Below are 12,786 nucleotides of genomic sequence, written 5' to 3'. Positions count from 1 at the left end.
TTCATTTAATACTGATTACACAATCTTTACAGGAGGTAACTGTGGTTAAGATCAGTATAAACAATTGGAAGCAAGCATTCACAGACAGTGAGTCATGGATTCCTGAGGAAGAAGAGCAATGCTTGTGGAATGAATACCAGATCCGATCAGGAATAAAACTCTTGGTGCAGAACTGCCCTGCGATTGTTTCTGACAAAGAATTTCAATTCGAGCAGCATGATGCTCCAGTTGAATTTTTATATTGTCTTTCAGGAAACACCACTCTTTCACTGTATGATGCGCATGGTGAGCAAAGGGAATTACAGACGCAGACTGGGCACTGCACGTGCTCATATCTGCCCCATTGTTGTGGCATCTCTAAAACACAATCAGGTACACCTTTGCAGGCTGTGGGATTACAAGTTTCTTTGGAAACACTATCTTCCATTGTTTCTAAAGAAAAATGCTCTTTTCTTTCGCTGGTGGAAGGCGCTGCCTCGGAAAAAGATGTTTGCCCCTTCTTTACAGAAGCAGCAATTCCTATGTCGTTACAAATAAGTGCAAAGCAAATTTTAGAATGCCCGCTTGAAGGAAATTTTAAGAAAATGTTTTTAGAGTACAAGGCACTGGAGCTGCTCTACACCCAATTTAGCCTGCTCGATTCTATTGCGGCCTTTAGCAAAGGTATTACGGATTTTGAAGAAAAGGCTACACGTAAGGCATACACCATATTGATGGAAGATATCTCTGCGCCACCATCCTTGCCAGGGTTGGCGAAGAATGTTGGACTGTCGCACACCCGTTTGAACAAATTATTTAGACTTATTTACGGCAATACAGTTTTTGGAATTTTACGAAAAGAGCGCCTTGAGTGTGCAAGGCGCTTGTTAGAAGATGGACGGAGAAATGTTTCCGAAATAGCATATGAATGCGGATTTTCAAGTCCGAGTCACCTTTCTCGTGCATTTGTGGAACAGTTTGGATCTCAGCCTAAAAAATATCAGTCAGAGCACATGATGCGTCAGGCTTCTCTTGATCAGCATTTAAATTTTAACGTTAATTAAAAGTAATATCGGGCAGTAAAGTAATACAAATCGTTATTATCATACTGCCCGAGCAAGCCCTTGTTTGATCCTGTCCAAATCATCACGCCAGTAGAAAGGCTCCACTCGTCTCCGAGTTTATATTCACCGAAAGCTTCAACAATTGCCCCGTCATTACTGGTGTAGGCTTTGCCGCGCACGCCGAGCTTCAGATCATCTCTAAACAAGGTTCTACTTAATTCGTATGTAATTCCGTGCCAGAGCTTTGTGCCGACAAAACCTTCATCGGCGGTGCTGAAATACTGTGAAACTGCATCCATAAAGAATTGTAGATTTACGTAGTAGATACCGTCATAGTTGTAATCGCCGCCCACAACCCACTGCCAAAGATCGCGTCTACCTATACCGTCACGACTACTTTCCATTGCGACTGGATATTGTGGTTTATACGCAAGTTCGCCACGAATGGTGCCGTTTCCTACGCCTTTGGCAAAGTTAAGACCAAAGGCTGCAAAACGTGGGTGCTTCGGTCGAAATTCAGGAACACCTGAAGCCGTTTCGTATCGTCCGTACACAGGCGAGTTGACAAATCCATAATACCCAATGAGGGCAACATCCCATCCTTCAATATTACGGGAGAGCCTTGCTCCAAACTCAACATCACTGAACCATCGATTCGGTACTTCCTGTGAATCAAGTTCCAGAGTTCCTGCATCCTCACCTTCATAAAGGTCACTCAATCCCTGTGTAACCCACGGGTTTCCTTGTCTTGGAATATCTTCCACACTGGCTACCGGCAGAAAAACGCCTTCCAATGCCCAGTCGCCTATAACCAATGTGGCGTTGGCCAACCAGACCGGAAGGCGGTTGTCGGCTCGACCGGACGCAATCGGATCTCGGACATCCAGTGGATTAATTAAATCCATAGGATTAATTCCATCCCCTGTTCCCCACCGAATAACCTTGCTCCCGACTATGACGTCGAGATTGTCCGAATCGTAGCTTAGATACGCGCTACGCAGGCATGGATAAAGCGCCTTGTGTCCAGTGCCATCCCAAAATTGCGCTGCGAATTCATAATCTCCATCTACGCTTAAAAATCCAGAGAATTGGTTGTATCGATAATCTGCCTCAATCCGTAGGCGTTGCCGTATAGATATGGGAGTCTTGGGCGTGTTTAGTCCGAATTGATTGCGTGATTCAAAGAATCCAGCATATGTGAAGACGCCCCCTTCTACAGAGGTTGTTGAATCGTCAATAAGTTCTTGAGGGATTGTAAATCCTTCATCGTCTGCAAATGGATCACCGCCGATGCTCAGTTCTTCATTTTGAACATCGGCGGCAAGACATGAACTTGAAATCACCAGCAGGCAGAACAAAGCAGCGCTGAGTATGTGTAGTATGTATCGTGTCATAATTGTAGAATCTGTACTCAATGAGAAACGAAGCGGAATTGGCGCAGGGAAAGAGCAAGGCATGCTATCGTTTCAAGTCAGTCTGCATAAACAGTGAATCGCTCAGGTCGGTGTTATAAGTAATTTTACGATACTCCATAATGGTAACCGTACCGCGTGATGGTGTTGTCATTTTTTGGCGAGTAGTACTCCAGATTCCCTGAATCTTTTTATACCCGCCATACACCAGCTGTTTGTACTTTTTACCTGCGTGATTGACGTACTCAATTTTTGCAGGAAGCCAAATGTCTTTGCGAATCCACGTAAGACGTTTGCTAAAATTTGTTTTTTGCGGATATACAGGTGTCATTTCTACAACATAACAATCAACGCCGAAGAGTTTTTCTTCCCGAAGTAGGACATGGGTATCGTCATCTACTTCACGTTTAGAAACATCTTCGTTTGCGTAATCGCTGCGCATAAACGGCCCTTTTTTACCGCCTCCGGTAACCCTGCGAACAAGAGATTCAGAAGGCATGTACACCCACATGTCGTCTTCCTTATCAATGTCTTTGTATGCCCATGTCAGGTAGGAGGTATTGCGGACGTCCTGCGGCTCTGAGAAGCGAATCACCTGTTTTTCAATTCCATTGAATTTTTTCTTTTTTACTTCCATTGAGCGTAAAAGCTGCTGCTTGCCGCGCTTGATGACCATAACGGATTGCATTTCACCGCATTCACTCGTGTCTACTGCGTCCATACACTCCGCTATTTCTCGACCAGTAAGGCAAAATCCAGACTGCGGCGCAAGTACTGCGGCGATAATCAGACAACTTAGTCCCAGTTTACAAAGTGACTGCATTTTACTCTCCTTCTTTTGAAATATGTTCGACGGTAATCCCTTGTTCTTGCAATGTTGCAAGGACAATTTTCGGTTCCATCATTTCTGGAAAACTTTTGATTCCAAAATGCTTAGACTTTCCTGTGACAATGTGGTGCGCCATCATTGCACTGGCAAGCCCTGTGCCCGTATATGAATCCGGGAAACGAAGAATTCCTTCTGTTGTGGAAACTTTTCCGTCGTGCACACCTGTTATTGTAGACACGAGCATGTAGCCCTTTGTGTTTTTCCTTTTGTTATCCAGAGCAGAAACGCGGCATAGAATACGTGCTGACAGATCAGTAAGGTAGGGATACCGGTAGCAGCCTGTAAGGCGTACGAGGCTTAACGTTACAGAGAATAAAGGCCCTGTGTTTACCCAAAAGCATTTTCCAGAAAATGCTTCTGTTTGCTTTACAACTCGTTCGAACTCTTTTGTGTAGAAAGGCTGCGCAATGCTTTTCCCGAACGGCTCTGGGAGCACTGGGAAATGAACGAATCTTTCAGAAAATGGCAGTGGAGTTCTTTTGCGATTTTCTGCTTGGGAGGCACCAAGTTCCTTTAGTTCGCCCATACCGCAAACCATGTCGTACATAGAACCGTATGACCAAACATCTTCACCGGCGAAATAGCTTGTGATTGAGAAAATCTGTGAGAACTCTTTTGCCATAGATAAAGGAAGTGAGGCAGAAATTCCGGGAACAATTCCAGCTGCAAAACAAAGTTGTAGTTTGCGCTCTGCTACTTCATCCTCAAGGTCGCGGATGAGTTCGATAACATAGTCATATCCACCCGGGTCGACCATGTGGCAGTTGGATTCAATAGCAGCACGGGCTACCGTGTCGCCAATCAACGCGGTTGGACCTGTGCAGTTAACAACTACGTCACATGCAGAAAGCAGGCTCCGTAGAGCCTTTAGGTCTTTAATGTCTATTTGGTAAGGCTTGCAGCTTCCTATCGGCTTTTCAGCATTGCTTTTTGAAGTTGTGGTGAGCTTAGTCACGGCACTTGAGGCTGCCTGAAAATTGCGTCCGCAAATATACAAGTCAACATCACCTTGTTGCATAAGGTATGAAGCAGCTACAGAACCGACTTTTCCATATCCACCCAGTATCGCTACTTTCTTCATTACAGTGCACCGAATAAGTCTGTGCTGAAGTATCGCTCTGCTCTGTCCGGTAGAATAGTTGCAATGCGCCATTCAGGATGTTCTTCAGCGACAAGGGCTGCAGCTGCAAGGTTGGCACCGGAAGAAATGCCGGCAAGAACGCCATGACTTTTTGCTAGATTTGATGCGGACTGCATAGCTAGTTCATCATCAATTTCGACAATTCTGCTTATCAGATCTGGTTGCAGGATTTCAGGAATGAAACCATCGCCGATACCTTCAATACGGTGAAGTGCTGAGGCATGGCCAAGCAGTGCAGACGCTCCTTTGGGTTCAACTGCCACAATGCTAATGTCTGGTGACTGCTCTTTTAGGTACAGACCAACTCCCATCAACGTGCCACCACTACCGATGCCGCTGATAAAACAATCTACGTCACGTGAAACGTCTTCCCATAATTCTCTAGCAGTTGTGCGGTAGTGAGCCTGAATATTTTCCTTGTTAACGAACTGCCCCACGGTAAAAATGTTTTCATTACTCGAAATAAGCTCTTGCAAAGCATCCACAGCACCGCCAACGCTTTTTTCCGCAGGCGTGAGAACAACAGTTGCACCCAAATGACGAATCATTTTTTGTCGTTCAACACTTGCATTTTCAGGCATAAAGATAGTGACTTGATACCCTTTTGCGGCACCTACCATCGCTAGAGCAATACCTGTGTTGCCGCTGGAAGCTTCTGCGATATGCATACCGCGAGTTAAACGCCCTTTTGCTTCTGCGTTATCCAAAATATGGCGTATTATTCTGTCTTTTATTGATCCACCCGGGTTAAGGAATTCTGCCTTAGCATAGACGCTGCCACCCTTCATATTGAGCTCAAGGCACGGGGTCTGACCAATACAATCCATTATTGATACTGCACTCATAGCTGTTCTCCTTATACGGTGAGCACTGCAATTGCAGCGCAGTACCCGTTTTGTGGTGTAAGTTCGATAATCAAAACGTCATCGCTTCGTTCATGTTTTGTGATTGTTGGAGACATGGGCGTATTTGTTAAGGTGACTTCAGTAATCGTAAATTCCGGCAGCAACACTCCGAAGGAATTCAAAGGGAGCATCAGTCCAAAACCCACTGCTTTTACAAATGCTTCACGAATAACCCAGCAGCGTAGAAACGCTGCACTTTTATGGGTGTTGTGATCGGATGAGCAAATCCACTCTGCTTCTTGTTTTGTGAACCACCTATCCGCTATGGATGTGCCTTCAGGAACACACCTGATTTTTTCAACATCAGCACCAAGCTCGAACTCTTCTGAGATCACAAGAAAAACGACGTCTTCAGAATGGGAAAGATTAAAATGTAACGAACGATTGTTAATATAAGGCTTACCAAGCGAGGAGTATTCAAACGAAACGTGTTCCGGTGCTACGCCTACATAGCGGGAAAGCACAGTACGCAGCAGTCCTCGTGCATACGTGTAACGACTGGAAAGCTCCTTTGTGGAAAACAACGCTGCCCGCTCTATTTCAAGAGCGGACAGGCTGTCTTGTAATGCAGGAACATCGAACAGCTCAGAATACGAAAACACCCACGTATGCAATTCTTGCTTGCAAAAACTGAATGTCTGATTCGTGAGCAAGTCCTCCATTCCCAGTTGCCGTATTGAAGGAGTAGATAGCGTGACCCGGGGAAAAATCGCGCTATCCTCTTCAACAATATTTTTACATAGCGATGCAATGCTCTGCACAAGCACCTTCCTTTACGGTGTCAGTGACAAGCTTCAACACTTCTGCCCATTGGGTTTGAATGAAAAAGTGATCACCTTCTATCTGCGTAAAGTTAAAAATTCCTGTGGTATGATTTTTCCATCCGAGCATTTCATGCGGAGTTGCTTCCGGATCATCAATGCCGCAAAAGGCGGTGATTGGAACCGGTAAAGGGTTCTGCGCTGTGTATTCATACGTCTCATCCACAGTAAAATCTGCACGCAAGATAGGCAGGTACAGTGCCATTAATTCTGGATTTTCCATTAATTCGCGTGGAGTTCCTCCAAAGCGACCTAGCTCTTCACAAAACTCGTTGTCTGTCAGCTTATGCAAAGGGCGCGGTTCTGGAATTTCCGGCGAACGACTCCCTGAAACAAAGATGTGTGCAGGTGGCTGATGTCCGCGCTTGCTTAATGCCCGTGCCACTTCAAAGGCCATCCGAGCTCCGAGGCTGTGCCCGAAAAAGGCATAAGGGCGAGTTATGTGCCTCGGTAGTTCTTCGACAAGAGAATTGATGACTGACTTCATATCGTACAGAAGTGGTTCAGCAATTCTGTTTTCCCGACCCGGAAGCTGAATTGCTGCAACTTCCAGTTCTGGAGTATTTTCACGGAGCCATGTGCGATAGGCTGATGCTCCGCCTCCTGCAAAAGGAAAGCAGAACAACTGAAAATTACCGCCCCGTTGAAGAGCGGGCATAATCCATTTAGACATAATTTTTCCTTACGCTTTTTTCTGGTCAAATGGTTTGAATATCAGCACGAGAGCCGGTGCAAACAGTAAGTCTGCAAGCAATGCACACGCAAAAGCAAAACCTGCGAGTGCGCCAATTTTAACCCAGCCCATCATGGCAGAGATCATCAACACGCTGAAACCAAGGGATAAAGTAAGTGTAGTGAAAAGAAGCGGACGGCCAGCGCCGATGATTGTTTCTCGAATGGCAGACTCATAGTCTCCAGTTTTTTCGAATTCTCTGCGGAGGCGAATGAAGAAGTGGATAGTGTCATCAACCGCAACGCCGATGATCATTGCGCTGACACTCATAACAACTGTGTCCATGTAGATGCCTGTTACGCCAAGTAAACCAAGCACCATTAAGACAGGGAATACGTTCGGCATCATGCTGATCATACCGAGCTTAACGGAACGCATTGCCCAGATCATAATGAGCCCGATAACTGTAAAAGCTAATGCAAAGCTTGCATTCTGGCCTGAAGCAATATTGTCAGTAAGAGCAACCGACATATCGAGAGAGCCAGTAGTTTCTACAGTGACGCCGCCTGCAAAGAGGCTGTCGGCAACTTCAAGGATATCAGTGCGCAGAGTACGTGCCTCAGCAGTTCCCAGAGCTGTAGTACGGGCATTAATTCGCGCAATAGAGCCATCAAAGGAAAGCATTTTGTCCAGCTGGTCACCACCGGCCATTTCGTACAACATTAAATATTCAGCCGCCGCACCATCTGTTTCAGGAAGAGAATAATATTCTTCCGATCCGCCGTGCATCCCTTTACGAACCTTACGTAAGGCGTCGAGGACGCTATTTACGTCTGTGACAAGTTCGTGCTGCTCAATGCTCTTTTCGAGCTTTTCCATTTTATGAAGAAAAGCTGCGTTACGTACGCCGTTTTCTTTTTTAGTGTCCAGAATGATTTCGATTGCCATGGAGCCGCCCATAGTCTCATCGACATGCTCAATAGCCTGACGCATTGGCACGTTTTTTTTCAGCAAGCGTGTGTTATTCGTTTCGATTTGCACAAAGTTTGCCGCAATAAGTCCAGCCACAACAAAAATGGAGAAGCAGGCAACAATCTGTTTTGGTCTTTTGATGACGAACTCAGCGAGGCGAGCAAAAAAACGATCGAAGATATCTTTCTTACGCTGCGGGACTTCTTTGATGTTTTTTGGAAACTCTCTACCGAAGGAGAAAAAGAACGGTACAAGCAGGAAAGTCAGAACTAGTGCTGCAATAACACCACCCGGCACGTACCACGCCATTTCTTGAAAAGGTTTGATCGGAGCTGCAATAAAGGAGAAAAAGCCTGCTGCGGTTGTGAGCGTTGTGAGCAGGCATGGTAGCCCAACGCTTGCAATAGCATCTTTCACCGCTTTCTTTCGCGGAACACCCGATTGATAACGTTCATTGAACGCAACAATCACGTGCACGGCATCACCTACCCCCACGCATATGAGAATGACTGGTAGACCGATGATCATCAGGTTTAGTTGCAGTCCTGTTAAGCCGATAATCCCAAACGTCCAGAGAACACTAATAACAACAATTAATAGAGGAACAAGAGATGAGCGCACTGTGCGTGTGAGTAAGGCAAGCAAAATAAGCTGAACAAGAATGCAGATACCGAAAAGCATCGGCGTTTCTTTGCCAGCCAGCACATTGTAGTTGAACATAAAGGCTGGCTCGCCAACTACCCATGAATTGAATCCGGCGAACTCTTTCTTGCTCAAAATGTTGTATACGGTGTAGGCAACCTGTGCTTCTGGATTTTTTTCACCGGCAGGATAAGCGCTCATTTCAAGCATAATTGCTGCAGTGTTTCCGTCAGCAGAAATATACCGGCCTACAAAATCTTCTTCTCTTAACGCACGTGCACCACGTGCGGCTACCTTGCTCTGGTCTTGTGGTACATCTTCTTCAAAGAGTCTGAGAATATGGATTCCGTCCTGAAGAGGATCAATGGCTTCAGCGTTACCAACCCATGTCATGTCTTTCAGGAAGGGAACTTCACGTTCCAGTTCACCCGCAAGATTCCGTAAAGAGTTAACGGTATCCTTTTTAAAAACGCCCTTCTCGTTGTTCGGTTCCAGCATCAGGTATACAAAATGATCATTCCCGAACTGCTGTTTAAATACATCAAGGCGGTTCATTGCAGGATCATTGTCCACGAACCATATTTTCGTTGATCCGTTAAACGTGAGTCCCTGTGACATAAAGAAGAAGCCAGCAGTTAGAGCAACCACCAGAAGTAAAGACAACCAGCGAAAGCGTACGAGCGCTTCGCCCATTCGTTTAAAATGACGGTGTGATTGTTCGGTCATATTGATACCTATAGGAAATGGGCGCTTTTATTCAAAGCGCCCTGTTAAGATTAAGCTTTTACGTTAAAAGTGACGCTGCTGCCGAAGTAGACTCTGTGGCAACTTTCACTCAGTTCTTTCAGTTCGTTATCCGCAGTGACGTCCTGGCGGGAGAATACGTTGATAAGCCAAGCACCTGCTGTTGGCATTTTGATTCGCGCTCTGCCGTTTACGATGTATGCAGACAAGAAGAAGCCTTCGAGTTCTCCACCGGCTTCGCCGCCAAATGTGTTGGAAGATGCAAGAAGAAATTCCATTGTTTCCTGTGTGCAGGTGAATGGCTTACCCATAAATTTGACGCTAAAAGTTACCCAATCCCCCACATGCACATCGCTAAGATCAGTAAGAGGGGTAAGTTCGAGCGCATGACCTAGCTCTTTGGGTTCTGTCCATTCTTTGTGTTTAAGGAATGTTTTTGCGAAAGCCTGATATTTTACGCTGGTAAGAACGTCCTTATCTTTCACTTCATGCAGCGGTTTGTTCGCAGTGCAAACTTTCCCATCTTCTTCCCACAATGCAAAAAATTCTTCCTTAGTGGTGGCAACCACCTGATGTGTGCCCACTTCTGCATCGTCATCAAAAGAGATTTTTCGTGCTGCCACGTCACCGGCTTCAATGGTTGTGCCAGCCTGACCTGCCACCGTATCGATTTCTTTAATAGGCAACGGGAGCTGTGTCTTAAGAAGGGATGGAGTTGCCACTTCATATTCACCAAGGGTTAACGCCCCATCAACAAAGTCATCATTCGGAAGAACATGTCCAAAACCAAGGCTCACTAGGTAATGCCAAGGCGGATTTTCGAGAGATTTATGCAGTCCAAAAGATTCAGTTGCGTTAATCCATAATTTTCTAGCCATTGCTTTCTCCAAAAAAATGCGAAACCACCGCTCTTGGGTGATTTCGCATACTGTTAGAAGTTATAAGTTAACGATACACCCAAAGAACGAGGAGCACCCTGTTGTGCAAGTGTGCTGCCTGGTCCCCAAGCCCATTCGTTTTCGTAATATTTTTTGTTGAACAGGTTTTTCACCCAGAAGATGACTTCAATGTCTTCGCCTTCAAAACCGACACGTGTGTTTACCAGCGTACGACCATCAACTTTAGATTGGTTTTTAGTATCTGTGTAGAAGGAGCTTACGCCAACAAGGTCTGCACCAACGAGCATGCCGGATTCCCAGCGATAGGTGCCACCAATTGTGTAAGACCACTCTGGGGAGCCCGGAGTAACTTTGTTGTCATAGTCGAAAGGATCGCTACCTTCAGTCTGCCAGTCTTTCAGACGGCTATTCAGATAACCGAGTCCACCTTTTACGGTAAGTCCTGCGACAGGCATCCATTGTAAATCGAGTTCAGCACCGTAGGAGCGTGCTTTAGCAGCGTTAACAATACGACGGCGTTCAGGGTCGCCAGTTGTTGGCTCCATCTGAGCAACCTGCTTGTCGTCGATGTTGATGTAGAAAAGTGCTACGTTGGCAATAAGGCTTTTTTCAAAAAGGTTAGTTTTTAAACCTAATTCATAGTTCCAAGAGTACTCTGGTTTAAAGTAGAACTGATCTTCAGTTTTTGCTGTTGAGTAATCATAACCGCCAGCAAGGTACCCTTTACTTACTTTGGCGTACGTAAGGATATCGTCTGTAATATCGTATGCTAAGCTGACTGTAGGTAACAGTTCTGTGTAGGAATGATTTTCAGAGAAGCGATCAGTACTACCTGGACCTTCCAAGTCTTTCTTACCTTCAAGAGACAACCAGTCGAGGCGAAGACCACCAGTAAGGTGCCATTTTTGTGTCATGTTCCAAGTTGTCTGACCAAATATCGCAGCCCCGCTGTTGTCCTGTTTGGTGTGGTGCGTGTATCCGGCAGCGGCGTAGCGTGTTTTTACGTCTTCAATGTACCCGTAGAAACCACCAAGCCAATCAAAAAGGCGATCTTCTCCCTGTTTAGATGAGAAGCGCAGCTCTTCACTCAGGATACTGATACGGTTTTTACCGCCAGAATTACCCCAATCTGCCGGAGACATATCAGCATCGTTTGAATAGTGCTGCTGGAACAGATGATGAGCAAATACAGAGGCAATATCAAAGCTGCCTACGTCGTAATTAACCTTGAGAACCTGTGCACCAGCATTTACGCGGTTTTCGTTGTCACCGTTCCATTCAAGAGTATTGTATTTTGTTTTGTTAGGCCCTTCGATGTAACGGTATACCCCTACGCCGTTATCTTTTTTTCTCTGTTCGATGATTGTGATAATTTCCAAATCTTCGGTCGGAGTAATCAGGGTTGTGAAACGACCACCGAGCTGATTAATTTTTTGTGCATGTTCGTCATCATAGGTATTTTCCATCCAGCCACTGGAATAATCGCGTTGTCCGGAAAATTTCATGGCAAATTTATTGTCGATAACAGGTATGTTAACAGCAAAACCACCACGGGCTATTGGCTCTCCATCATGAGCATCATATGCGCCTAGCTGAGTGTAAATTTTACCACTTAAGTCGAATGTCGGCTTTTTGGTAACAATATTAATTACACCTGACTCAGAGTTACGTCCGTACAAAGTACCTTGTGGGCCTTTGAGAACTTCAATGCGTTCAATGTCCCAAAAATCCAGATCTTGCATCTGGTGGATAGGATAGTTTACGCCATCAACGTAAAAACCCGCTGTGGAGTATAAGGAGCCTGCAAATGATGAAACACCACGGATAACCAGTGCGTTATCTATACTGTTTTTACGTAAGAATACGTTTGGAATGTACTCTACAAATTCTTTGAAGTTGTTAATAACCCTTTCTTCCAGTTCTAAATCAGTCAGCGCTTCAACAGTGCCTGGAATTTTTTGAATATTCTGTTCTACCTTTTGGGCTGTGACAGTCATCCCTTCAAGATAATACGTCTTCTCTTCCTCCGCATGTCCACTCATCGGCAAAGACAGCATAATGCCGATAAGGGCAAGCAGCACCCCTACTTGTTTCTTCATGGTTTGACTCCAATGCATGTTTAAAAACTAGACAAACCATCTATAATGAAATTCATTATCAATCTATCATCTTACGAATCCTTCCTTGCTTTTTAGGAATTAGAAGAGGTTATCCGGACATAAAAGAAGAGCTTAAACAAATAAACCATATGTTAACTTAGTTAACGCTATTAGCGGTGTTCACGTTGCTTGTTTCATTTTCGGCATCCCCCATTCACGATTATTGCTAACAACTTGTGAACAAAACGTCCCTAATTACATACAAAAATTACGATCGTAACCAAGAAAAAAGGATCACTAGGACAAAGCCATGGGAAATATCTTTACGTCACTGTAATTTTTTCATAAATACTTCTGCTGGTATTATTACTTTTGAATAGCACCTCTCGAAACATGATTTCAACATACTGTATTTGTAGTGTTTTCACATTCAACACCTTGAGTTGTCGTACGCTAAAAATTGGGGAAAAATTGTGTATCAATTAAAAAGAATGCTTGTTACCTATTTTGATCTGGTCATTATTCTTTAGTAATTTTTCTATAGGA

10 protein-coding genes are annotated in these 12,786 nt (G+C 44.8%); 1 reads left to right on the top strand and 9 read right to left on the bottom strand.

The window, feature by feature from the left end:
• Positions 1 to 41 precede the first annotated feature (41 nt).
• Positions 42 to 1,043: a helix-turn-helix transcriptional regulator gene (locus ACZ5V1_RS06020; protein ID WP_464391078.1), complete on the top strand. Its 1,002-nt coding sequence runs from the start codon at positions 42 to 44 to the stop codon at positions 1,041 to 1,043.
• Here the strand turns inward: ACZ5V1_RS06020 and ACZ5V1_RS06015 are convergent.
• Genes ACZ5V1_RS06015 through ACZ5V1_RS05975 form a run of 9 tightly spaced genes read right to left on the bottom strand, consistent with a single transcriptional unit; the run spans position 1,040 to position 12,240 of the window.
• Positions 1,040 to 2,500: a DUF1302 family protein gene (locus tag ACZ5V1_RS06015; RefSeq protein ID WP_464391077.1), complete on the bottom strand. Its 1,461-nt coding sequence runs from the start codon at positions 2,498 to 2,500 to the stop codon at positions 1,040 to 1,042. The two genes, ACZ5V1_RS06020 and ACZ5V1_RS06015, sit on opposite strands and share 4 nt — an antisense overlap.
• Before the next feature lies 1 nt (position 2,501).
• On the bottom strand, positions 2,502 to 3,278 hold the full coding sequence (locus tag ACZ5V1_RS06010) for an outer membrane lipoprotein-sorting protein (protein ID WP_464391076.1): 777 nt from the start codon (positions 3,276 to 3,278) through the stop codon (positions 2,502 to 2,504).
• A gap of 1 nt (position 3,279) precedes the next feature.
• Entirely contained in the window at positions 3,280 to 4,425 is a 1,146-nt protein-coding gene (locus ACZ5V1_RS06005) for a saccharopine dehydrogenase NADP-binding domain-containing protein (RefSeq protein ID WP_464391075.1), read from the bottom strand.
• On the bottom strand, positions 4,425 to 5,330 hold the full coding sequence (locus tag ACZ5V1_RS06000; protein ID WP_464391074.1) for a PLP-dependent cysteine synthase family protein: 906 nt from the start codon (positions 5,328 to 5,330) through the stop codon (positions 4,425 to 4,427). Before ACZ5V1_RS06000 ends, ACZ5V1_RS06005 begins: the two co-directional genes overlap by 1 nt.
• 11 nt (positions 5,331 to 5,341) lie before the next feature.
• Positions 5,342 to 6,151, bottom strand: coding sequence for a 4'-phosphopantetheinyl transferase family protein (locus ACZ5V1_RS05995; RefSeq protein WP_464391073.1), 810 nt, complete (start codon positions 6,149 to 6,151; stop codon positions 5,342 to 5,344).
• Positions 6,126 to 6,884: a thioesterase II family protein gene (locus ACZ5V1_RS05990; protein WP_464391072.1), complete on the bottom strand. Its 759-nt coding sequence runs from the start codon at positions 6,882 to 6,884 to the stop codon at positions 6,126 to 6,128. The genes ACZ5V1_RS05995 and ACZ5V1_RS05990 overlap by 26 nt, the downstream gene beginning before the upstream one ends.
• A 9-nt stretch (positions 6,885 to 6,893) precedes the next feature.
• Entirely contained in the window at positions 6,894 to 9,224 is a 2,331-nt protein-coding gene (locus ACZ5V1_RS05985; RefSeq protein ID WP_464391071.1) for an efflux RND transporter permease subunit, read from the bottom strand.
• A gap of 50 nt (positions 9,225 to 9,274) precedes the next feature.
• Complete coding sequence (locus ACZ5V1_RS05980) at positions 9,275 to 10,120, bottom strand: DUF4198 domain-containing protein (protein ID WP_464391070.1); 846 nt, start codon at positions 10,118 to 10,120, stop codon at positions 9,275 to 9,277.
• 53 nt (positions 10,121 to 10,173) lie between these two features.
• Positions 10,174 to 12,240 carry a TonB-dependent receptor gene (locus ACZ5V1_RS05975; protein ID WP_464391069.1) on the bottom strand — a complete coding sequence of 689 codons (2,067 nt, stop codon included), beginning with the start codon at positions 12,238 to 12,240 and terminating at the stop codon, positions 10,174 to 10,176.
• Positions 12,241 to 12,786 lie beyond the last annotated feature (546 nt).

Source organism: Halodesulfovibrio oceani subsp. galateae (genome assembly GCF_055397225.1).
This window is presented reverse-complemented; position numbering and strand designations above follow the sequence as displayed.